This window comes from Clostridium sp. AM29-11AC (assembly GCF_003480545.1).
In the GTDB taxonomy this organism is placed as follows: domain Bacteria; phylum Bacillota; class Clostridia; order Lachnospirales; family Lachnospiraceae; genus Otoolea; species Otoolea saccharolyticum_A.
In genome coordinates, this window is the sequence record NZ_QUJI01000006.1 from 68,450 (window position 1) to 91,866 (window position 23,417).

18 protein-coding genes are annotated in these 23,417 nt (G+C 52.5%); all 18 read right to left on the reverse strand.

Annotated features, from left to right (window positions below; translation table 11 throughout):
* Positions 1-160 precede the first annotated feature (160 nt).
* Positions 161-1,096 (reverse strand): signal recognition particle-docking protein FtsY, encoded by a 936-nt coding sequence (gene ftsY / locus DW757_RS06610; RefSeq protein ID WP_015574128.1) that lies wholly within the window; start codon positions 1,094-1,096, stop codon positions 161-163.
* Positions 1,097-1,192: 96 nt separating this feature from the next.
* Positions 1,193-4,780, reverse strand: a complete 3,588-nt coding sequence (gene smc / locus DW757_RS06615; protein WP_118751319.1) for a chromosome segregation protein SMC — start codon at positions 4,778-4,780, stop codon at positions 1,193-1,195.
* Between the two features lie 8 nt (positions 4,781-4,788).
* On the reverse strand, positions 4,789-5,493 hold the full coding sequence (gene rnc, locus DW757_RS06620; RefSeq protein WP_008398372.1) for a ribonuclease III: 705 nt from the start codon (positions 5,491-5,493) through the stop codon (positions 4,789-4,791).
* A gap of 83 nt (positions 5,494-5,576) precedes the next feature.
* Positions 5,577-5,807: an acyl carrier protein gene (acpP, locus tag DW757_RS06625; protein ID WP_008398373.1), complete on the reverse strand. Its 231-nt coding sequence runs from the start codon at positions 5,805-5,807 to the stop codon at positions 5,577-5,579.
* A gap of 61 nt (positions 5,808-5,868) precedes the next feature.
* Entirely contained in the window at positions 5,869-6,879 is a 1,011-nt protein-coding gene (gene plsX, locus DW757_RS06630; protein ID WP_118751320.1) for a phosphate acyltransferase PlsX, read from the reverse strand.
* Positions 6,880-7,008: 129 nt separating this feature from the next.
* Positions 7,009-7,833, reverse strand: a complete 825-nt coding sequence (locus DW757_RS06635) for an RNA methyltransferase (protein WP_015574126.1) — start codon at positions 7,831-7,833, stop codon at positions 7,009-7,011.
* A 49-nt stretch (positions 7,834-7,882) separates the two neighbouring features.
* Positions 7,883-8,653 (reverse strand): type III pantothenate kinase, encoded by a 771-nt coding sequence (locus tag DW757_RS06640; protein ID WP_015574125.1) that lies wholly within the window; start codon positions 8,651-8,653, stop codon positions 7,883-7,885.
* 295 nt (positions 8,654-8,948) lie between these two features.
* Positions 8,949-10,412: an N-acetylglucosamine-specific PTS transporter subunit IIBC gene (gene nagE / locus DW757_RS06645; protein WP_118751361.1), complete on the reverse strand. Its 1,464-nt coding sequence runs from the start codon at positions 10,410-10,412 to the stop codon at positions 8,949-8,951.
* Positions 10,413-10,494: 82 nt separating this feature from the next.
* A complete protein-coding gene (locus DW757_RS06650) occupies positions 10,495-10,749 on the reverse strand; it encodes an HPr family phosphocarrier protein (RefSeq protein ID WP_118751321.1) in 255 nt (84 codons plus the stop codon).
* Positions 10,750-10,786: 37 nt separating this feature from the next.
* The gene (locus DW757_RS06655; RefSeq protein WP_008398383.1) at positions 10,787-11,272 is read right to left on the reverse strand and encodes a PTS glucose transporter subunit IIA; all 486 of its coding nucleotides are present in this window, start codon (positions 11,270-11,272) and stop codon (positions 10,787-10,789) included.
* Positions 11,273-11,300: 28 nt separating this feature from the next.
* On the reverse strand, positions 11,301-12,128 hold the full coding sequence (locus tag DW757_RS06660; protein WP_118751322.1) for a PRD domain-containing protein: 828 nt from the start codon (positions 12,126-12,128) through the stop codon (positions 11,301-11,303).
* 319 nt (positions 12,129-12,447) lie between these two features.
* The gene (locus tag DW757_RS06665; RefSeq protein ID WP_243033462.1) at positions 12,448-13,317 is read right to left on the reverse strand and encodes a MerR family transcriptional regulator; all 870 of its coding nucleotides are present in this window, start codon (positions 13,315-13,317) and stop codon (positions 12,448-12,450) included.
* A 213-nt stretch (positions 13,318-13,530) separates the two neighbouring features.
* Positions 13,531-13,881 (reverse strand): Hpt domain-containing protein, encoded by a 351-nt coding sequence (locus tag DW757_RS06670; RefSeq protein ID WP_008398390.1) that lies wholly within the window; start codon positions 13,879-13,881, stop codon positions 13,531-13,533.
* 14 nt (positions 13,882-13,895) lie between these two features.
* The gene (locus DW757_RS06675; protein WP_118751324.1) at positions 13,896-14,996 is read right to left on the reverse strand and encodes an HD domain-containing phosphohydrolase; all 1,101 of its coding nucleotides are present in this window, start codon (positions 14,994-14,996) and stop codon (positions 13,896-13,898) included.
* Between the two features lie 113 nt (positions 14,997-15,109).
* Positions 15,110-16,297 carry a MalY/PatB family protein gene (locus tag DW757_RS06680; RefSeq protein WP_118751325.1) on the reverse strand — a complete coding sequence of 396 codons (1,188 nt, stop codon included), beginning with the start codon at positions 16,295-16,297 and terminating at the stop codon, positions 15,110-15,112.
* A gap of 55 nt (positions 16,298-16,352) precedes the next feature.
* Complete coding sequence (locus tag DW757_RS06685; protein WP_118751326.1) at positions 16,353-20,969, reverse strand: PolC-type DNA polymerase III; 4,617 nt, start codon at positions 20,967-20,969, stop codon at positions 16,353-16,355.
* On the reverse strand, positions 20,966-22,126 hold the full coding sequence (gene ispG, locus DW757_RS06690) for a flavodoxin-dependent (E)-4-hydroxy-3-methylbut-2-enyl-diphosphate synthase (protein WP_279221218.1): 1,161 nt from the start codon (positions 22,124-22,126) through the stop codon (positions 20,966-20,968). Before ispG ends, DW757_RS06685 begins: the two co-directional genes overlap by 4 nt.
* A 65-nt stretch (positions 22,127-22,191) precedes the next feature.
* On the reverse strand, positions 22,192-23,385 hold the full coding sequence (gene rseP, locus DW757_RS06695) for an RIP metalloprotease RseP (RefSeq protein ID WP_243033465.1): 1,194 nt from the start codon (positions 23,383-23,385) through the stop codon (positions 22,192-22,194).
* Positions 23,386-23,417: the final 32 nt, after the last annotated feature.

Below are 23,417 nucleotides of genomic sequence, written 5' to 3' on the forward strand. Positions count from 1 at the left end.
GGCATCTTCAGACAGGGCTTCTCTTGTCCTGCGCCGCTGTTTCTGCGTGTCTGCTGTTTCTGCGTATCTGCTGTTTCTATGCAGTTTATCTGTTTACATAAAAATATTATGTAAATCAGCGTGACTGTATATTCTGTTTTGAAAACCTATTGCCCAGTCTCTACTGACTTGTCTTATTGAACAGAGCGTTTACGAAATCATTGGCATTGAATTTCTGGAGATCGTCGATCTTTTCTCCGATTCCCACATATTTTACCGGAATCCCAAGCTCTGACTGGATCGCCACGGCAATTCCGCCCTTCGCTGTTCCGTCTAACTTCGTCAGGATAATTCCCGTAATGTCAGCCACCTCCATAAACTGCTTTGCCTGTGACAGAGCGTTCTGACCCGTGGTTCCGTCTAAGACTACCAGCGTTTCCCGGTAAGCCTCCGGAAACTCCTTGTCAATGATGCGGTTAATCTTCTTCAGCTCCTCCATGAGATTTTTCTTGTTGTGAAGGCGGCCGGCCGTGTCACAGATCAGCACGTCCGCGTGCCTTGACTTGGCGGCGGCGATAGCGTCGTAGATGACAGCCGCCGGGTCGGAGCCCTCCTGCTGGGCAATCAAATCTACTCCCGCCCGGTTTGCCCACTCTGTGAGCTGCTCAATAGCCGCTGCGCGGAAGGTATCTGCGGCAGCCAGAATCACCTTCTTTCCCTGGCCTTTCAGCTGGCCGGCCAGTTTCCCCACAGAGGTAGTCTTTCCCACTCCGTTGACGCCGATGACCAGCACAACCGACTTTCTGTTCTCAAACTCATAGGCGTTTTCCCCCAGATCCATCTGGGAACGGATGCTTTCAATCAAAAGCTCCTTGCAGTCTGACGGCTCCTTGATATGGCGCTCCTTTACCTTTGCTCTCAGATCCTCCATAATCGCCATGGTTGTCTGGATTCCCAGATCTCCCATAATCAGCGTTTCCTCGATCTCCTCGTAAAAGTCATCGTCGATGGCGGAAAATCCGCTGAAAATCGTATCGATTCCCGCCACAATAGAATTTCTCGTCTTGGTCAGTCCCTCCACAAGGCGGCCGAAAAAGCCTTTTCTTCCCTCACTCATACTGTCTGTGTCCTCCTGTTATTCCGGTATTCCTTTCAATGCTGAATCCGTCTGATTTCAATATTGTTTCCAATCTGTCCCCTGCCCCATACTGGATCAGAATCTCGTCTTTCCCGCCTTGGCCTGGGCCTCCAGCTCGCTCTCCACTAGGCTGACGGAGACAAGGGTGGAAACTCCCTTCTCCTGCATGGTGATTCCATACAGCCGGTCAGCTGAAACCATGGTTCCCCTTCGGTGGGTGATCACGATAAACTGGGTGTATTTTGTCAGCTTATGCAGATACTTTGCAAAGCGGTCCACATTGGAATCATCAAGCGCCGCCTCAATCTCGTCCAGCAGGCAGAAGGGCGACGGCTTCAGATTCTGAATGGCAAAGAGAAGAGCGATGGCAGTGAGCGCCTTCTCTCCGCCGGAAAGCTGCATCATGTTCTGCAGTTTCTTGCCCGGCGGCTGGGAAATGATCTGGATTCCCGCCTCCAGAATGTCCTCATCCTCCTGGAGAACCAGGGTTCCGTGGCCTCCGCCGAACAGTTCCTTAAACACCTTGTCAAATTCCAGACGGATCTGTGCAAACTTTTCCTCAAACTGGAGACGCATTCCCGTATCCAGTTCCTCGATAATCTTGAGGAGCGTTTCTCTGGCTGTCACCAGATCCTGATGCTGAGTGTTCAGGAACTCATACCGCTCTGACACCTCCCTGTAATCCTCGATGGCATTGACATTGACAGAGCCGAGGGCTTTTATCTCTCCCTTCAGCCGGTCAATGCTTCTGTGGATTTCAGGGATAGTCTCCGGCTCCTCCTTTGCCAGGCTGCAGGCTCCCGAGTAAGTCAGTTCATACTCGTCCCACATATAGGAGATTCTGGACTCTATCCGCTCGGCAGCTCTCTCCCTCTGCCCTTCCAGGCGGAACATCTCCCTGTCCAGGCTGCTGATTCGGCCGGACAGCTCCTCCCTGCTCTTAAAAAAGGCTTTCTGACCTGCCAGCAGCTCCTCCTTTCTGGCTGTCTGCTCCGACAGGCTCTCCCGGATGGCCGCGGTGTCCTTCTCCTGCTCCCCGATCTGCTTTCTGATGCTGTCAATCTGGCGTTTTTTCTCCTCCACCGCCTCAGCACTCTTGCCGCTGCCGCTGTCAAGCTCTCTCTGCTCGGCGCAGAGCCTCTCCTCCTCGTTCTTCAGCCGTCTGATATTTTCTGAGATAAAGCTGTCCTGCTGCCGGACATTCGCCTCCGAAAGCTGGGCCTCCGAAAGACGGCCAGCCGCAGCCTCACGGCTCTCCTGGGCTCTCGAAAGCTCTTCTGACAGGCGATTTGCCAGCTCTGTTTTCTCATCGTGCAGGGTCTCCAGCTTTCTCATCTCCTCTGACAGTTTTTCCGTATTCTCTCTGATCTCCCGGAGCTGAAATTCCAGCTCGCGGCTCTCCATGACCAGATCAGAGGAGGATTCCGCTATCTCCTGCCTTTTTCCCTCCAGCCGCTCAAGATTGAGCTCAGAGGTATTTTTTCTGAGAAAGGCCTCCTGCTTTTCTCCCCTCAGGCGCTCTGCCTCCTCCTTAAACTGGATCTGCAGAGCCTCGTTGGCCGCTATGGACTTATGGAGCTCCTCCACCGCCTCCAGGGCAGAGCGGCAGGCTGTTTCCAGTTCTGCAATTTCCCTCTGGCGTCCCAGAAGATTGCTGCTGTTTTTAAAGGAACCTCCTGTCATAGAGCCTCCGGCGCTGAAAAGCTCCCCCTCCAGAGTTACAATCCGCAGCGTATGCCTGAATTTTCTCGCCAGGGCAATGGCGTTGTCGATTCCATCTACCACAACGACACGGCCTAACAGGTACCTGGAAAGTGCCTGGTATTCGTCCTTCACTTCCACCAGGTCGCTGGCAAGCCCCAAAACCCCGGGTTCTCTCAGGGCCTTCTCCTGGGTAAAGCCCCCTCTGTCGCTGATTCCTGTCAGAGGGAGAAAGGTGGCCCGCCCGAACCTGTTTTTCTTCAGATATTCAATCAGCTCCTTGGCTGTCTCCTCCCGGTCAGTGACAATGTTCTGGATACTTCCCCCGAGGGCCGTCTCAATAGCTGTCTCATATCGTTTCGATGTGGCAATCAGGTCCGCTACCACGCCGTGAATTCCCTTTACTCTGTTTTTCTGTTCCATTACGCGGCGGATGCTCGTGCCATAACCCTCATACCGCTCTGCTAAATTTCGCAGGGATTCCAGCTTCGTGTGGCTGGTGTGGTATTTCTGCTGCTCTGCGCTCAGCCTTCTTGCAAGCTCTGCACCCTCATCCTCCGCCTCAGTCAGACGGCAGGCGTTGGCCTCCTCCTGGCTGATGAGAGCGGCAAGCTCCTCCTCCACTCCGGCGAGAACGGCCTCCTCCTTTTTCAGCTCTTCCTCCTGAACAGATTCGTCGCTCTTAAATCGCAGGAGCTTCTGCATCACCTCTGAGCGGCGCACATCCACCTGCTCCAGCATGGTTTCATAGCGCTGGCTCCTGGCGGCAAGACCGGCCTTCTCATTGAGGGCGTTTATGATCACAGCCTTTGCCGCCTCTGACTCTCCGGAAATGGAAAGAAGGCGTTTTTCCCATTCCTCCAGCTCGCTCTGAGCGCTTTTCAGGGCAGCTTCGGCTTCCTGAACCTGCCTTCCGGCTTCTTCCTTCTGCTTTTCATACTCAGCCCTCTGGGAAGCCTTTTCTGAAAGCTCTACCAGGATCGCAGCAGACCTGCTCTTAATGTGTTCCTCGTTCATCCGCTCTGAGTTGATCTGCTCCTCCAGGACCGCAATCTGGCCCTCCAGGCTCTCCCTCATCACACCGGCTCTGGAAAGCTGTTCTCTGCCTGCAGCAAGCTGTTCCTCCACAGCCTCTGCCTCTTTTTCCAGGCGTTCATAATCCAGCTTGAGCTTTTCAGCACTCTCCTTCGCATCCTCCAGATCTCCGTTTACTATCTGCTTCTTATCCTCCAGCTCCTTCAGCTGCAGATTCAAAGCCTTATGCTCCAGTAAAAACAGGTTGGCATCCTCGCCTTTCAGCTCCTCTCTGAGCCGCAGGTACTCCTTTGCCGCCTCTGACTGGGCCTTCAGAGGCCCCACCCGTTTCTCCAGCTCTGAGAGAATATCACTTACTCTGACCAGATTCTGCTCCTCATCCATGAGCTTTCTCTGGGCGATAAGCTTTCTCCTCTTAAATTTGACGATTCCTGCAGCCTCGTCGAACAGCTCCCTGCGCTCTTCCGGCCTGCCGCTCAAAATCCGGTCGATCTGTCCCTGCCCGATAATGGAATATCCTTCCTTGCCGATACCCGTATCATAGAAGAGTTCCTGGATATCCTTCAGGCGGCAGGCACTGCCGTTAATCCGGTATTCGCTCTCGCCGGAACGGTACAGACGTCTGGACACCGTCACCTGGTCATAGGATATGGGCAGCCTGTGATCAGAGTTATCAAGGGTGATCGCCACATAGGCAAATCCCTGGGGCCTTCGTATCTCGGTTCCCGAGAAGATGACATCCTGCATGGTTCCGCCGCGAAGCTGTTTTGCCCTCTGCTCTCCAAGCACCCACCGCACTGCGTCCGCCACATTGCTCTTCCCGCTTCCGTTTGGGCCCACGATGCCGGTGATCCCGTTGTGGAATTCAAAAAGGATTTTATTGGCAAACGACTTGAATCCCTGAATTTCAATGCTCTTTAAATACATACGCTACCTTAGATTCCTTCCCCAGCCTCTCGCTTCAGCTTTAAAATAGCCTGGTAGGCAGCCATCTGCTCTGCAGCCTTTTTTGTGCGGCCGGCCCCTCGGCTGACTTCCCGTTCTCCGATCAGGGCAGCCACCTCAAACGTCTTATTGTGATCCGGCCCCTCCTCTTTCAGAAGCTCATAGGACAGAAGCTCTGTTCCCCTCGCCTGCACCATTTCCTGGAGAATGGTCTTGCTGTCATAGAAGAGCTTTTTATGCTCCATATCATTTAAGACATAATTTAATATAAACTCCTTCGCACAGGAAAAGCCGCCGTCCAGGTAGATGGCGCCGATCAGGGCCTCCATGGCGTCTGAAACCACAGAATTTCTCGTCCTTCCTCCCGTAGCATCCTCGCCTTTCCCCAAAAGCAGATAGCCCCCCAGACCGATCTGCTCGGCACAGTAGGCCAGGGTCGGCTCGCAGACCATGCTGGCCCTGGTCTTGGTCAGGTCTCCCTCCGGCATATCCGGGAATCGGTGAAAAAGAAAATCGCTGGACACGATCTCCAGAACAGCGTCCCCCAGAAATTCCAGCCGTTCGTTGCAGCCCAGCTTTCCCAAATGCTTCTCATTGGCGTAGGAACTGTGGCTCATGGCCAGCTCAATCAGTGATTTATCCTTAAAGCAGTAATGGATTTTATCCTCCAGCTCCCTAAAGTGTTCTCTTGGCATAACTTCCTCCTGTTCCTGTCCGTCAACAGGTTCTATATGATGGGAGCAGCCCCGTCGCCAGAGCTGCTCCTTTTAAGATGGTATTAATTTAACGCATTCCGAATCTGCTGCGCCGCATCTCCCACTGTGGCAATTCTCTCTGCCGCATCTGCGGGGATCTCGATGTCAAACTCCTCCTCAATCCCCATCACAATCTGAAAAATGTCCAGGGAATCCGCTCCCAGGTCATCCACAAACGAAGCGGAGGCTTTAATCTCCTCAGGCTCTGCATTCAGCACTTCGGCGATAATGCTCTGCAATTTTTCAAATTCCATCGTTTTCCTTCCTGCCTTCCCTTTTTCTTCGCGTATATTTTACACACTGTCCTGCGGCAGATCAAGCATTTTCTTTTGTCTCCTTCAGACTTTCAAAGATTTTTTCATTTATCCTCTGCTCTGTGAAGGTAAGGCACTGGATAATGGAATTTTTCACCTCTGTCCGCTTGGAGCTTCCATGGGTTTTTACAACCAGACCCTTAAGTCCCAGAAGCGGCGCTCCGCCGAAGCGGCTGGCGTCGAAATCCTTTAAGGTCGCTTTTAAGGCAGGCTTTACAAGCAGAGCCCCAATCTTTGAGCGAAGGCTCGTCATCATTCCTTCCTTTACCTTGGAAAGAAGGGTGGCACCCACTCCCTCGTAAAGCTTCAGGATTACATTCCCCACAAAGGCCTCAGCCACAATCACATCTGCTCCGCCGTGAGGAATCTCTCTGGCCTCAATGCTGCCTGTAAAGCGGATGTCCCCGCATTCCTTTAAGAGAGGAAAGGTTTCCTTCACAAGAGCATTTCCCTTCTCCTCCTCCGCTCCAATGTTTACAATGGCAACGCTGGGACTCTTGACTCCCATCACATGCTCCATATAGATAGAACCCATCTTTGCAAACTGAACCAGGTGGGAAGGCCTTGCATCCACATTCGCCCCGCCGTCTAAAAGCAGGGATACTCCCCTCTCCGTGGGGATCAGGACAGCTAACGGAGGCCGCTCCACTCCCTTGATCCGGCCCACCAGGACCTGTCCGCCTACCAGGATGGCTCCCGTGCTTCCCGCAGATACAAGGGCATCTGCCTCTTTGCGGCGCACCATATTCATTCCCACTACCAGAGAGGAATCCTTTTTTGTCCTGATGGCGTTTACCGGAGGCTCCTCTGTGGCAATCACCTCAGAAGCTCCGATAACCTCTATCTGTTCCTTATTATATGTATACTTTGAAAGCTCCCTGTTCACAGCCTCTTCCTGGCCGATGAGAAGCACTTTTATCTCGCTCTTTTCTCTGACTGCCTCCACAGCACCTGCCACAAGCTCCGCCGGCGCATTGTCTCCTCCCATAGCATCTACTGCTATTCGAATCATCTTAAATCCCTTCTTTCACCTGATAAACCTGTAATTACTATACTAGAGATTGTCTGATAAATCAACATTTTCTTTCAGTAAATGCATCCAATTACAGCTGTTCATCCCTGATAAGCCTTTCCTTTTCCGTCATCTTCCCAGCTGCCAGAAGGCTACCGCGCTGGCAGCCGCCACGTTCAGGGAATCCACGCCGTGAGACATGGGAATACGCACCACATAATCGCTTTCCCTGATGGTCTGGGCGCACAGGCCTTCTCCCTCTGTGCCCATGATAACAGCCAGCTTTTCCTCTCTTCTGAGTGCCGGCTCGTCAATGCTGACTGAATCGTCGCTCAGAGCCATGGCCGCTGTCTTAAAGCCCATCTCTCTCAGAAGCTCCTGCCCGTTCTCCGGCCATTTTACCTTCTTTCCGTCAAAAAAGGTCCACGGGATCTGAAACACTGTTCCCATGCTCACCCTGACAGCTCTCCGGTACAGCGGATCGCTGCACCCGGGCGTCAGAAGCACTGCATCCATGCCAAGGGCAGCTGCAGAGCGGAAAATCGCCCCCACATTCGTGGGATTCATCACATTTTCCAGAACCACAATCCGCCTGGCTCCGGCGCAGATGCTGCAGGCCTCCGGCATCCGTTTTCTCCGCATGGCGCACAGGACACCGCGTGTGAGCTGAAAGCCCGTAAGTCTGGTCAGCACATCAAACTGTGCCGTATAAACAGGGATATGACCGCAGCGGGCAATCACCTCCCTCCCCTGTCCTTCCACATGCTTTGTTTCCATCAGAAGGGAAATCGGCTCATATCCGGCATCCAGCGCCCGCTCGATTACCTTTGGGCTTTCTGCAATAAAGATTCCCGGTTCCGGTTCATAAAGGTGAAGCAGCTGTCCCTCAGGAATTCTCGCATATACATCCAGCTCAGGGGCCTCCAAGTCCTTTATTTCTATAATATCAGGCATTCCTTCTCTCCTTCTGGTCATCAAATGTTCATCGCCTAAGTTTATGAGACTAGCGTTTATTCTTTTCATAGAGAATCTGAAGGCCCTTCAGGAGCAGATCATCATCCAGGATAATCTCCCGCCTGCAGTGGGGAACAATTCTCCTTGCCAGGCCGCCGGTAGCTACAACCGTCACCTTCTCTCCCAGTTCCTCCTCTATCCGGTCTATAATCCCATCCATGGCCGCCGCTGCGCTGTAGATCACCCCGCTCTTCATACAGTCGATGGTATTTCTTCCGATCACCCGCTCAGGCGGCGCTTCCAGGCTGATTCCTCCAAGCTGTGACGCATGAGAGGTCAATGAGTCAAGAGAAACGCCGAGTCCCGGATAGATCATCCCTCCCAGATACCGTTTCTGCCCATCGATCACGCAGACCGTATTTGCTGTGCCCATATCAAAAATTGCAAGAGGAAGGGGATACTCTGCTATTCCGGCAACAGAATCTGCCACCAAATCTGCTCCCAGCTGGGCCGGATCGTCAATCCGGATATTCAGTCCTGTCTTGATGCCGGACCCGATCACGAGAGTCTCTTTTTTCAGAATTTTCTCGGCAGCCCGCTTAATATTCACCGTAATCTGCGGAACTACGGAGGAGATAATTCCCCCCTCTATCTCAGCCGGGTGGACATGATAGATGTCCAGAACGCTCTTTATATCAATGGCATATTCCAGCTCCGTCTTCGTCCTCACAGTGGAAAGCCGCTCAATAAAATGGCATTTTTCCCTGTCAATGCATCCGACAACAATATTTGTATTTCCCACGTCAATAGCTAATATCATCTGTAATTTCCTCCATTTTCTCCCTATCCATCCTGCGGGTGCTTTTATCATTATAGATGGAGATGAGGGAAAATGCAATCTGAAACCATTGGGATGTAAAATTATATCGCTTTTCTTTCCCTCCCTGATGATAAAAGCGCCGTACTCTCCCGGATTATTCCGGCAGAGTACGGCGCTTTAAGAGACGGTGTCACTGGCCTTTATACAGCCTCAGGATTTCACTATGTACCGTCGTACGTCTTCTTTCCCGATAGACACTATCTCCACTGTTTACGAATTTTCAGCTGCATATTTCCTATTTGCAGATCTTCTTAAACTCATCTGCAACGAACTGAACCTGTGTTCCGACAATAACCTGAACACTGTTCTTTCCAGGACGGATTACACCTGCAACACCTGCAGATTTGATCTTCTTCTCATTGACAAGAGCCTGATCCTTTACTTCGAGACGAAGACGTGTGATGCAGTTGTCAACGGAAGTCACGTTGGAAGCCCCTCCAAGTCCCTCAAGGATGATAGAAGCTACCTCTGTGTAGTTGTTATTGGCAAGGCTTACGCTCTTCTCGCTCTCTGTATCGTCATCCTCGCGTCCCGGAGTCTTTAAATCAAACTTCGTAATGACAACGCGGAATACCAGATAGAATACGATAAATGCCGCAATTCCCAGCGGAATAATCAGCAGTGTCTTCGCTGCAGCCGGAAGCTGTGCGGAGAAAATAAGGTCTGTAAGACCTGCAGAGAAGGAGAATCCTGCACGGAATCCCAGAGCAACTGTGATGCCTGCAAAAATACCATATAACAGGGCATATACCAGGTAAAGGCCTGGAGCTAAGAACATGAATGCGAACTCGAACGGCTCAGTAACACCGCAGACAAAGGCTGCGATAGCTGCAGAACCTACAAGACCGATAGCCAGTTTCTTCTTTTCCTTCTTTGCGCAGTGAACCATGGCCAGAGCTGCACCAGGGATACCAAACATCATACATGGGAAGAATCCTGCCATGTACATACCAAGGCTCCATGTCACATCTGCAGATGTCTCGCCTGCCCAGAAGTGAGTCAGGTCACCGATACCGATGGTATCAAACCAGAATACATTGTTCAGGGCGTGGTGCAGACCGAATGGGATCAGCAGACGGTTGAAGAATGCGTAGATACCTGCACCTACTGCGTCCAGGCTCATGATTCCCTCACCGAGAGCTACCAGGGCACCGAATACAACCGGCCATACAAAGAACAGAACTGCTGCCACGATAATGGAAACAAGCGCTGTTACAATGGCAACGCTGCGCTTTCCGGAGAAGAAGGACAGCCAGTCCGGAAGCTTTGTGGACTTAAAGCGGTTGTAGCACATTGCACCGATAATACCTGCCAGAATACCGATAAACTGTGTCTCGATCTTGCTGTAGGATAAGTCTACCGCATCGGCTGCAACGCCTGTTAAGGTTGCGACAACTGCCGGATTTAAGAGCTTGGTCATCATCAGCCAGGATACCAGACCTGACAGACCTGCCGTACCGTCGTTGTCATCAGACATGCCCACTGCAACGCCTACTGCGAACAGCCAGGACATGTTGTCGATCAGGGCGCCTCCGGCCTTCACCAGGAAGAAACCGATAATTGGCAGCGCGCCTGTAATTTCTCCACCCTGCATAGAATTCGGGCAGAGGAAGTAGCCGATTCCCATCAGAATACCACAGACAGGAAGACATGCAACCGGGAGCATCAGGGATTTTCCCAGTTTCTGTAAAAACTTCATTACCATAAATAATGAACCCCTTTCCTTTATTTCGCCTTCCGGCGATGTTTTTATCTGAACCTGCCCCCTTGGCAGGAACAAATCATGTTTCTCTCAGGAGAAGCTTAAAGGCTTCTCTTGCTTTTTCTTCACCTGCTCCGTCAAATTCAAACCGGAGTTCTTCCCCGAAAGCGGCTTCCAGACTCAGAAGTTCCATGATGTTTTTGCAGTCTGCCTGCCGCTCAGACCCAAAGGCTGTAATCCGGCAGCCGTACTTTCTCGCTTCCATGAATATCTTCGAGGCCGGTTTTACGTGAAGTCCCTCGGGAACTCTTATCCTGACAGTCAGTGTTTTCATCTCATCTGCTCTCCTGTCCGCTTCCGGCAGCCTCTGCCTACAGCTCGATGATCGGATCCAGCTCCTTCACATCCATTCCCGTATGGCATACCATGTTCGGATAATCCGGCGTGTTGCAGATAATCACGGGAGTGATCACATCGTATCCTGCCGCCTTGATGGCCTCCATGTCAAACTCTAAAAGCAGCTCTCCTGCCTTCACCTTATCTCCCTGTTTCTTGTGGGCCGTATAGTGCTCTCCCTTTAAATTTACTGTGTCAAGACCCACATGAACAATAATCTCGGCACCGTTGTCTGCGGTGATGCTGACCGCATGTTTTGTCTCAAAAAATACGCTTACCACTCCGTCCGCCGGAGCAACCACCCGTCCCTTGGAGGGGATGACAGCAACTCCCTTTCCGAGAATTTCCTGGCTGAAGGTGGGATCATTTACCTCTTTCAGGGAAACTGCCTTTCCCTCCACCGGCGCTAAAATCACTTTCTTATCGTCTTTGCCTCCAAACATCTTTTTCAGTGAAAACATCAAACTACCTCTCTTTCTTCAGCTGACTCTAGGTTCTGATTCTTCTGATATGGACAGCCAGATATGCGGTCTCTTCCTCCGTCACATCATGGCTGTATGTATCCTTTATATATTCTCTGAGCTTTAAGCTGCATTCATATTCTTCCGGGTACATCTCTGAAATGAGGCGGTTAAATTCAGGACTTCCGCTGTCTAACAGCTCTCCTGCCACAATCCTCTGAGCCAGAAATCTCAGGTGAGTGACAAACCGCTGGTAGTTCAGAGAGGTTTCATCCAGGCTCATCCCAAAATACTCTGTTACGATTTTCACCACCTTCTGTATCAGGTTCGTAATGTCAATCGTCTCTCTCATGGCTGTGTTATACTCTGCTGTTACCACATGGAGAGCGATAAACCCAGCCTCATCTACAGGAAGCCTGACTCCCACCCGGCGCTCAATAAGAGCAACTGCATACTCTCCTATCAGATACTCTTCCTTGTAAAAGGCTCTGATCTCGTTAAGAAGCGGATTGGAAAACCGGATCTTCTGCCGAAATCTCTCAACAGCAAAATTGATGTGATCCGTCAGGGTAATGTAAATATTCTGATTCAGGCTTCTGTTCAGCACAGTCTTTGCATAGCTTATAATCTCACTGGAAACCTGGATATGCTCTAAAGGCAGGTTGGAGAGAAGCTCCTTAAACCGATCCATGCTGTTCTGGCTGTCCAGGCGGAATATCTTTTCTATCTTTGCCTGGGGAATCTCCCTTCCGGCTTTCATTCCAAAGCCCAGGCCCCTTCCCATAACTATGACTTCCTTCCCGTCTGCATCCAGAGCGCTGACAATATTATTGTTAATGATTTTGTCGATTTTCATAAATCATGCTTCCTCTTCAGGCAAAATAAAAAACCAACCTTGAAAATGAAGTTCCCTGCGGAACACTGCACCGCTCCCTTCCTCATCAAAATTGGTTTTGCCTGCTTACCAGTAACAATCCATAGCTTATTAACTTTCCTAAATTTTACCAAAAATCAGACGATTAGTCAATAGATATTTTATTTTTTGTTTATATTTTTTTAATGATTATCGGATAAATTGTCCTTAAAATCTGTCATTATCCCATCCTTCTGTGGATTTTGTCCTGCTTTTTACTCTGCATCAGAGTCTTATCTGGAGAGGAAGGAGTATCTCTCCCTCATCCCTTCCTCTCCCTGAAATTCCCATAGGAAAACCACAGCAGCACCAGAAAAACAGCTCCAAACGGAAGCAGAAACAGCAGATCCTCTATCTTTTTCATTCTGGGCAGAATAACCGCCGCCAGTATGAGCAGCGGAACCATCCACTTCACCGCAAGCCGCATAAGCCCTCTCCTTTTTGCCGGCACTGCCCCGTCGCCAGCCTCCTCTGGATGCTTCATGGTACAGCATATGACCGCTCCCCACCGGCTGAAACGGCGATAGGCGGTGTACTCGATCCCGTTTAGTGTAAACTCCGGGTACATCCCTTCTTTCGTAATGACCAGATCCTCGTCATTTTCTCTGGCATACTGGCACAGGGCATCCGTAAACTCCCGGCTGTTCATGCACATCGTGTCAGGCCTGAAGGAAAATTCCCGCTTGGCCTGTGCCCTGGCCACGGCAATGAAATCCTCTGCAAAATCCACGAAAACAGATCCTCCCCTCTCCAGTTCCTCCATCTCGTTCAGATATTTCTCCGCCTGAAGCTCATCCAGCTCAGTCTCCCGGATCCTACCATAAAATTTCAGCACAGCCTCCAGATGCTTCTTCTCCTTCTCCTGCCTCTTTTTCTGGGCTGTCAGGGCCTCCTGCAGGCTCTGTTCCCTGATGAGCATTCTTCTGATATCTTCAATAGGCATATCCAGCTTCCGAAACAGTTTGATCCTTTTTAGCTGTTCTGCCTCCTCCTCCCCATATATCCGGTAGCCGTTTTCCGGATTTCGCTTTGGCGAAAGAAGGCCCTGCTTTTCATAGTACCGGATATTCTGACTGCTGATACCCGTCTGTTTTTCCATCTCTTTTATCCCCATCTCGTTTCTGCCGCCCATATCCTCACTCCTCTCCTGGTTCGCTTGCCTCCTGGTTCTTTTCTCTCTTCTGCCGTGCATGCTTCTCTTTTCTTACAGAAATTATAAAGGATATACCAACTGCAAGGTCAAGAGATTTTGCATAAAAACGGCAGGATCAGGCTTCCTCCCGCGCGAACAAACTTCCCTTTCGTCCACGGGGTATGTCCTGATCCTGCCTTCCCGCTTTTCATGCTATTTTTTCAGCGCAGCTGTCACTTCAGCGTAGGCAGCATCCACCTCGGGCATCACCGCCGAAGCCTGGTCCATCCTGCCATCTCTGAGGAACTCTGTCTGCTTCTCCACTGCACGGTACAGGCGCTCAAGGGAGAGATTCCCAGCCACCCCCTTTAAAGTGTGAGCGGCCTCGAAAGCGCCTTTGGCGTCTCCCTCTGCCATGGCAGTCTTCAGCAGGCTGTAATTGGCATCGTCTGCAAATTTTTCCAGAAAGCGGTTGAAAAGCATCTCGTTATTCATAAAACGGCCCAGCGCCTCTTCCACCTGGATTCCGGCTGCCGTCAGTCTGTCATACCTGTCTTTTTCCATCGGTACACCTCCCTTCAGACATTCTGGTTTATTTTCTCCTGATACATCCTGCGCAGCTCTCCCTCCACCTGAAGGAAGCTGTCTATCAGCTCCGGATTGAACACCCCGCACTCTTCGTTTACAATCATCCTGACCGCCTCATCACAGCTGCAGGCATCCCTATAGCACCGTTTGCTGATCAGCGCGTCATAGACATCTGCCAGGGAGACCACCTGAGACCATACGGAGATCTCATCCCCCTTCAGACCGTCCGGATATCCTCGTCCGTCCCACCGCTCGTGATGATGAAGTGCAATATCGTAGGCGTAGGAATAGGATTCGTGCTCCTTCATCTGCGGAATCTTGGCAAGCAGACGGCCTCCCTGAATGGTATGAGTCTTCATTATCTCAAACTCCTCTGGCGTAAAGCGGCCAGGCTTTTTTAATATGGCATCGGGAATGGCAATCTTTCCCACATCGTGCATAATGGCCGCCAGGGCAATCAGCTCTATCTCATTCTCTGAAAGCCCGTCCCCGAACCTGGTATTCCGCAGAAGAAAGTCCGTAATGTCATGGATTCTGCGCACATGCTCCCCGGACTCATCACTTCTGAACTCGATAGCCGTCGAGAGGGATTCCACCATTCCCACGCTCATCCGGTACATCTTCTTTGTCTGCTCAAAAAGTTCCTCACGCTGGCGTTCCACCACATTTCCAAGGCGCTTTCTGGCCTGAAACAGCTCGATGATGGAATTGACACGCCGTGTGACGATGTGGGGCACTACAGGCTTTCCGATCACATCCATGACTCCCAGAGCGTAGGCCTCCCGCGTCACCTCGTCGCCGGTTTCTGCCGTCACCAGAAAGACAGGCATGTGCTCTAAAAGATTCATCTCCTTCATAATCCTTAAAAGCCCGATGCCGTCCAGCTCCGGCATAATCACATCCAGAAGGACAGCACAGATGCGCTCTGCGTGATCCGCTAATATCGCAAGAGCCTCTCTTCCGTTCTCCGCCTCCTCAATCCGGTAGGAGTCTCTGAAAATTTCCGCCAGAATGGCCCGGTTCATCTCCACATCATCTATAATCAGAAGCGTATCTGCCGTATTTGGAGAGCTTATGTCTGCATTTTTCATTGGTATTCCCTCCTTATTTAGATACATTTTACTGAACTATCGAAAAAAATTCAACCGCGGGAGGCAGAGAGGCAGAAACATACAGAGCAGACCAGCCTTCCGTAGGCAGTCCGTCAGGCATTTTGGCGGACTGCTTTTTCCAGGCGGGACAGGGCGTCAAGCAGTACAGATTTGGGGCAGGCCAGATTCATGCGCTCAAAGCCCTTTCCCTCAGGTCCGAACAGGATCCCCTCGTCAAAAAACAGGTCCGCCTCTGTCATAATCTCCTCCTGTCTTTCCGGCGTCCATCCGAGGGCCCGAAGGTCCATCCACTGAAGATAGGTTCCCTGAAGCTTGGCTGTGCGGATTTCAGGCAGGCGCTCCTCCATAAACTGCTTTAAGGTCCGGTGGTTCTCCCAGATCACCTGGATAGCCTCGTCGAGCCAGGCATCGCACTTCGTGTAGGCTGCCTCCATGGCCTTGTAGCCCAGGGCATTGACCCTGCCCTCAAAGGAAACCTTTGCCATCTGTGCCTTCAGCCTTCTTCTCCTCTCCTGATCCGGGATGATCACGCAGGAGGCCTGAAGTCCTGCCAGGTTAAAGGTCTTGCTGGGGGCCATGCAGGTCATGGTATTTTTTTCTGTCTCCTCCGAGAGGGAGGCGAAGGAGGTAAAGGTATTTCCGGGCATGATCAGATCGCAGTGGATCTCATCGGAGATGACGAACACCTGGTGCTTCAGGCAGATGCGGCTCACCTCCATAAGCTCCTCCCTTGTCCACACCCGTCCCACCGGATTGTGGGGATTGCACAGGATCAGGAGGCGGTTTTCCGGCTTTGACGCCAGCTCCTCCAGCTTTTCGCAGTCAATGGAGTAGTGGAGGTTTTCCCCCTCAATCAGCGGACATCTGACCATCCTGCGCCCGTTTTCCTCCACTGCCTTATAGAACGGATAGTAGACCGGAGGCATGACGATGACCCCGTCTTCCTCCTCCGTAAAGGCAGCTACCCCGTGATAGAGGGCGTTGACGATCCCCGGCGTCGTGTAGAACCACTCCGGCCTTGTCTCCCAGCCGTACCTTCTCCTGGTCCATCCCGTAACCGCCTCGTACCAGGAGGGCTCCGCCGTCTGGTAGCCAAGCACTCCCTGGTCGAGACAGTCCTTTAACGCCTCCACAATCTCCGGCGGATTTTTGAACTCCATATCTGCTATGGAAAAGGGGACAATCCCCCTTTCCACCTGAGGCTTTTTCTTTTTCATCAGGTTCCACTTGACGGAGCCATTGTCGTAGCGGTCCAACACTGTTTCAAAATCGTATTTCACGGTAAATCCTCCCCTTTATCTTCTCAATTATAGTTTCGCCTGCTGCCTGTAATCTCTATAAAGCCAGATCAAACAGAGAGAGCTGATTGCTCTCCGGAAGCCCCTTAAGAAGCCCCAGATCGGCCATCAGATCGGCCACTGTCTTCGTCACCTTCGAGCGGTTGATAAAGTCCTCCTTGGACAGGAACGGGCCGTCCTCCGCCGCGAACACAATTCCGTCCGCCGCCTTCTCCCCCAGCCCGTCAATGCTGCTCAGGGACGGCATTAGCTTTCCGTCGATAATCTGGAAGTTTCTGGCGCTGGCCCTGTAAATATCGATGGGCATAAACTCAAAGCCCCTGGCATACATCTCCTGGACAATCCTCATATCCCTCAGGGTATCCTGCTCCTTTTTCGACAGGGTATCCAGCCGCTTTTTGTAGTCAGCCAGATGGTACTCCAGCTTCTCCCTTCCCTGACACATCAGCTCATAGGAAAAGCCGCTGGCGCGGATGCTGAAGAAGGCCGCATAGTAGGCAAGAGGATAAAACACCTTGCAGTAGGCGATGCGCCATGCCATCATAACGTAGGCTGCCGCATGGGCCTTCGGGAACATGTATTTGATCTTTTTGCAGGACCAGATATACCAGTCCGGCACGCCGTGGGCTGTCATCTCCTCCTCCCACTCAGGCTTCAGGCCCTTGCCCTTTCGCACACTCTCCATGATGGTGAAGGACAGTCCCTCCTCCAGGCCCCTGCTGATCAGGTAGACCATGATGTCATCTCTGGTACAGATGGCAGTCTGAATGGTTGCCTTTCCCTCCTGGATCAGAGTCTGGGCATTGCCTAACCACACATCGGTTCCGTGGGCCAGACCTGCAATCCGCACCAGGTCGGAAAAGTATTTGGGCTTTGTGTCAAGGAGCATCTGCATGGCAAAGTCCGTTCCAAACTCCGGCACACCGAGGGCCCCCAGAGGGCAGCCGCCGATGTCGTCCGGCGTGATTCCCAGAGCTTCCGTGCTCTGGAAGAGGCTCATGACCTCCTTACAGTCAAGGGGAATATCCCTGACGGGATCCAGGCCTGTCAGATCCTGAAGCATACGGATCATGGTGGGATCATCGTGTCCGAGAATATCCAGCTTCAGCAGGTTGTGGTCAATGGAATGGTAGTCAAAGTGGGTGGTGATCGTCTTTGAGGTCATGTCATCTGCCGGGTGCTGTACAGGGGTGAAGGAGTAGATCACCTCCCCGTGGGGAAGCACGATGATTCCTCCCGGGTGCTGTCCCGTCGTTCTCCTGACTCCCACGCAGCCGGTGACAATGCGGTTGATCTCGCAGGCTCTCTTTCGCTGTCCCCTCTCCTCGTAATACTTTTTCACATAGCCGAAGGCCGTTTTGTCCGCCAGGGTTCCGATGGTTCCCGCCCGGAAGGTCTGCCCTTTTCCGAAGATTACCTCCGTGTAATCGTGGGCGCGGCTCTGGTATTCTCCTGAAAAGTTCAGGTCGATATCCGGCTCCTTGTCCCCCTTAAATCCCAGGAAGGTCTCGAAGGGAATATCAAACCCGTCCTTCTTTAAAGGCTTTCCGCAGACAGGACAGAGTCTGTCCGGCATATCACACCCTGCCATTCCGGAAAACTTCTTCACCTCCTCAGAGTCAAAGTCGTAGAAATGGCAGTTTGTACAGTAATAGTGAGGACTCAGAGGATTTACCTCTGTGATACCCGACATAGTAGCCACGAAGGAGGATCCCACAGAACCTCTCGAGCCCACCAGATAGCCGTCCTCATTGGACTTCCACACCAGCTTCTGGGCGATGATATACATCACCGCAAAGCCGTTGGAGATAATGGAGTTCAGCTCCCTCTCCAGACGCTCCACCACGATCTTCGGGAGCTCCTCCCCGTACATCTCATGGGCCCTGTTGTAGCAGATGTTCCGGAGCATTTCATCGGAGTTCGGGATAACCGGCGGGCATTTGTCCGGCCTGACCGGCGAGATCCGCTCACACATAGCGGCGATTTTTCTCGTATTGGTGATCACCACCTCCTCAGCCTTGTCGCTTCCCAGGTATTCAAATTCCCTCAGCATCTCCTCGGTGGTGCGAAGATAGAGAGGTGCCTGGTCATCGCAGTCCTTGAAGCCCTTTCCAGCCATGATAATCCGGCGGTAGACCTCATCCTCCGGGTCGAGAAAATGCACGTCGCAGGTGGCGCAGACCGGCTTGTTGAACCGCTCTCCCAGCTCCACGATCTTCCGGTTCAGATCCTTTAAATCCTCCTCTGTCTTCACCGTGCTCTTCTCGTCTCTGAGCATGAAGGCATTATTTCCCAGAGGCTGGATCTCCAGGTAGTCGTAGAAGCTGACAATCTTATTGATCTCCGCCTCCGGCACTCCCCGCAGCAGGGCCTGGTAGAGCTCGCCGGCCTCGCAGGCTGAGCCGATAATCAGCCCTTCCCTGTATTTGAGGATCTGGCTCTTTGGAATCCTCGGCCGCTTTGCATAGTAAACCAGGTTCGAGTCGGAAACCAGGCGGTACAGGTTGATCCGCCCCACATCGTTCTTGGCCAGAATAATGATGTGGTTGGTGGGCATTTTCCGAATGGTCTCCACGCTCATCCGGCTCTGCTCATTCAGCTCATCCAGGTTTTCAATGCCGCGGCTTTTCAGCATTTCCACAAATTTGACAAAGATCTCCGCCGTCGCCCCGGCGTCATCCACGGCCCTGTGGTGGTTTTCCAGGGAAATCCGCAGCTCCTTGGCCACCGTATCCAGCTTAAAACGGTTCAGGTTCGGAAGCAAAAACCGCGCCATGGAAACCGTATCCAGCACCGTGGGCTCGAAGCTTTTTCCCTGGAGCATGGCATTGTGCCTGATAAAGCTCATATCAAAGGAAGCATTGTGGGCCACCATCACCGCATCGCTGCAGAATTCCAGAAACTTCGGAAGCACTTCCTCGATTTTCGGCGCCCCCAGAACCATGTTGTCGCTGATGCTGGTGAGTTTTTCGATCTCAAAGGGGATGGGCACCTCCGGGTTGACGAAGGTGGAAAACCGGTCCACGATTTTTCCGTTTTCCACCTTTACCGCGCCGATTTCGATAATCTTGTTCTTCAGAGGGCTGAAGCCCGTTGTCTCGATATCGAACACCACGCAGGTGTGGTCTAAGGACTGTCCCCTGGAATCCTCTGCCAGCTGCTTTAAATCATCTACCAGATAGCCCTCTACGCCGTAAAGGACCTTGAAGCCGTCCCCCTTTTCCACTGCATGGTTGGCGTCCGGGAAGGCCTGGACACAGCCGTGATCCGTCACGGCAATCGCATCCATCCCCCACTTTTTGGCCCTCTTTATAATGTCCTTCACCTCTGAGACTCCGTCCATATCGCTCATCTTCGTGTGGCAGTGAAGCTCCACACGCTTGACAGGGCTGTTGTCCATGCGCTTTCCGGTGAAATCCTCGCACTTCTTGATGCCCACAATGGAGCCCAGAGTCAGCTCCCCGTCAAACCGGTCAATGGTGGCTACTCCCTTGAGCCGCACAAACTGCCCGGCTGCGGTAGCCTTTTTCAGATCCTCCACAGCCTCTTCCTTTGCAAAGATCTTTACGCCGATGGTATCTGTGAAGTCTGTAATGGTAAAGATAAAGAGCCGTTTGCCGCTTCTGAGCTCCCGGATCTCCGTGGTCAGGATCTTTCCGCGGATGCAGACCTCTCCTACCTCTCCCTCAATCTGGCTGATCTCTGTCAGCTCATCATCGTCGAAGCTGCGCCCGTAAAGTACGTCGGGATCCTCCGCCCTCCTGTAGCCGGAGCGGGCAAACTCCTTCTTTTTGAATTCCTTCTTTCCGTAGGTCCCCGAAGAGCCTTTGGCTGTATTCTTCTCCTTTTTCCCGCTGCCGGAAACTCCTCTGGAAGCGGAAGCGTCCTTTCCGGAAGCTCCTCCGGCTGTCCTGTCTGAGCCGCCGGCTGCTTCAACTTCTACCGGCTGCAGCTTTGCTCTGCCGTCTTCACCGGAAGGCAGCCCGCCCTCCGGGCCGTCTGCTCCGAAGAGATCCAGACCGTCCGCTGAGGCCGCAGCCATGCTGTCCAGGTAGGTGCTGTAGCCCGGATCAAAGGGAAGAGGCTCTGAGGGCGCCTCGCCTTGCCGGCGCATCTGGTAGGGCACAATCACCGGGTCCACAGCCCGCTTTGCAGGCTCCCGGTACTCCTCGTCAATCTCCATGGGCAGGCCGCAGCGCTCCACGAAAATTTTCTCCAGAATCCGCTTCAGCTCCGGCGTCCTGTCCCTGGCTATCATCGTATCCTCCAGAGTCAGGCGCATCACGTCCTCCCGCTCAAAGGTACATTCCGCCTTTCGGAACATGCTGTAGAGAAGGATGCTGTAATTTTTAAGCTCCATAAGGATGCTGTCCCTGTAGACCATCAGGAGTTTTTCCGGCGTGTACTGTCCGGAAAGGCGGTATTTTTCCTGAATCTTGATGGCTACCCGCTTGCCGGGGAACAGCTGCTCCCGGATCCCCTTTTCCAGCCCGTAAATATTCTGTTTGTGAATCAGCCTCGGACTTACAATATAAATGCGAATAGAGCTTCTGTCCCTGGTGGTGGTGACTCTCTCCACCTCCACCAGGTCTAAAAGCTCCCGCAGATTGTCCGTGATATGTAAGTCAGGAAATACTTCTAAAAAAGGTTTCATTCCCCATCACCTGTTTTCTTTGCATTCTGCATCATGGCGTCCAGCTCTCCCTTCAGGGCGCCAAGCAGCTCCTCCTCCGGAACCTTGCGGATCACCTCTCCCTTTTTGATGAGAAGTCCCTCTCCGATTCCTCCGGCAATTCCGATGTCTGCCTCCCTGGCCTCTCCGGGACCGTTGACTACACAGCCCATGACAGCTACCTTAATATCAAGGGGATATTCCTGCACCATATTTTCCACCTGGTTTGCCAGGCCGATGAGGTCGATCTGGGTGCGGCCGCAGGTAGGACATGACACTACCTCCACTCCGCCCTTTCTGAGCCCCAGTGTGCGCAGGATCAGCTTTGCTGACTTGATCTCCTCCACCGGATTTCCCGTCAGAGACACGCGGATCGTATCTCCGATCCCCTGATTCAGGATGAGTCCCAGCCCGATGGCTGACTTGATATTGCCGGACAGCACCGTTCCGGCCTCGGTGATTCCCACATGGAGGGGGTACATGGTTTTTTTCGCGATCAGCTCATGAGCCTTCACACACATCAGAACGTCTGATGACTTGATGCTGATGACCAGATTGTCATATCCCATGCGCTCAATCATGGAAACCTTGTCCAGGGCGCTCTCCACAATTCCCTCTGCCGTCACGCCGCCGTACTTCTCTATCAGATGCTTTTCCAGGGAACCGCTGTTGACGCCGACGCGGATGGGAATTCCATACTCCTTCGCCTTGTCCACCACTGCCTGCACCCGCTCCTCGGAACCGATGTTTCCCGGGTTGATGCGGATCTTGTCCGCCCCGCACTCGATGGCCGCTATGGCCAGGCGATAGTCAAAGTGAATATCCGCCACAAGGGGGATATGGATGGAGCGCTTTATAGTCTTTAAGCTCTCTGCTGCCTCCATGGTGGGAACCGCCACGCGGATAATATCGCAGCCTGCACGCTCCAGCTCCAGAATCTGGGCGATAGTGGACGCCGCGTCCTCTGTTTTCGTATTGCACATGGACTGAATCAGAATCGGATTTCCACCGCCAATGACGCGGTTCCCGATCTGAACTGTTTTCGTTGAATCTCTGTATGCCATATGAGGCTTCCTCCGATCATTTGATTTGTGTAGGTGTGTGTAAGTGTATGGGGCATTGGCCGCATACCTGAACAGCCCCGGCCTCTCCTCCCGGCAAGCCGGCTCCCCGAATGGGGAGTCAGAGGCTGCTCAGGTGCCCGTTAAAGTACGTTTATGATGTCATTAAACAGGATCACGACCATCAGAACCATCAGAACGGCCATTCCAGCCATGTGGATCATGCCTTCTTTTTCGGGATCTACAGGGCGGCCGCGGAGGGCTTCTATCAGGATGAACACCAGACGGCCTCCGTCCAGGGCCGGGATGGGAAGCAGATTCATGATTCCCAGGTTGGCGCTCAGCAGCAGGCTCATGTTGATCAGGTTCATCAGAACATTCAGAAGGCCATAGCTGCTGCTTGCCTCCACCGTCTTATCGATCATAACCACGATTCCCACCGGGCCGGCCACATCTTCTCTGGATACCTGGCCGGTTACCAGCATCTGAAGGCTCTTAAAGGTTAAGTCTATAATGTAGCGAAACTCGTAGAAACTGTACTGCAGCGCCTCAAACACAGACTCAGGCGCTCTGGGATAGGCGCTTACAATTCCCATCAGATAGCCGCCCGCCTCCTCTGAATAGGCAGGGGTCACATTTGTCCGGTAAAGCTCTCCCTCTCTTTTGTACTCCAGTTCCATGGGCTCTCCCGGATGGAAGGTGTTCTGCATTGCAACTTCCTGGTACAGGTTTATCCGCTTTCCGTTAATTCTCGTGATTACGTCACCCGGCTGAAGGCCCGCCTCGGCGGCAGGGGATCCCTCCTGCACCGCTCCGATCTCCGGAGGCTGACAGCCTGCATAGGCCACCACAGCGATACCGCAGGCCAGAGCGAGGATGAAATTAAACACAGGTCCCGCCGCAATCGTCAGAAAACGCGCCAGCACAGACGCCTCGTGAAAGGCCAGCCCTCTGACAGGTGTGCCGTCCGGTCCATAGCGGACAGGCGGCTCTGACGGATTCCTGCGGCTCTCCAGGACAGCCTGAAGGGGCTCGGAAGGTTCCTCCCCAAAAGAAGCCAGGGCCTCACTTTTTTTCCTGATGTCTTTTTGGGCCTTTTCATCCATGCTCATGCTCTCGGGATCCTCATCCTCCCCCAGCATCATGCAGGAGCCGCCAAAGGGCAGCAGTTTCAGCGAATATCTGGTATCGCCCCGTTTGAAGCTCAAAAGCCTCGGCCCCATGCCCAGGGAAAATTCCAGGACACAGATGCCGCCAAGCTTTGCAAACAGGAAATGTCCAAACTCGTGGAAAAGAATAATTATGCCAAATACCAGAATTGCTGCAAGCAAACTCAACAATCTATCACCTGCTCTCTCAAATTCTATTT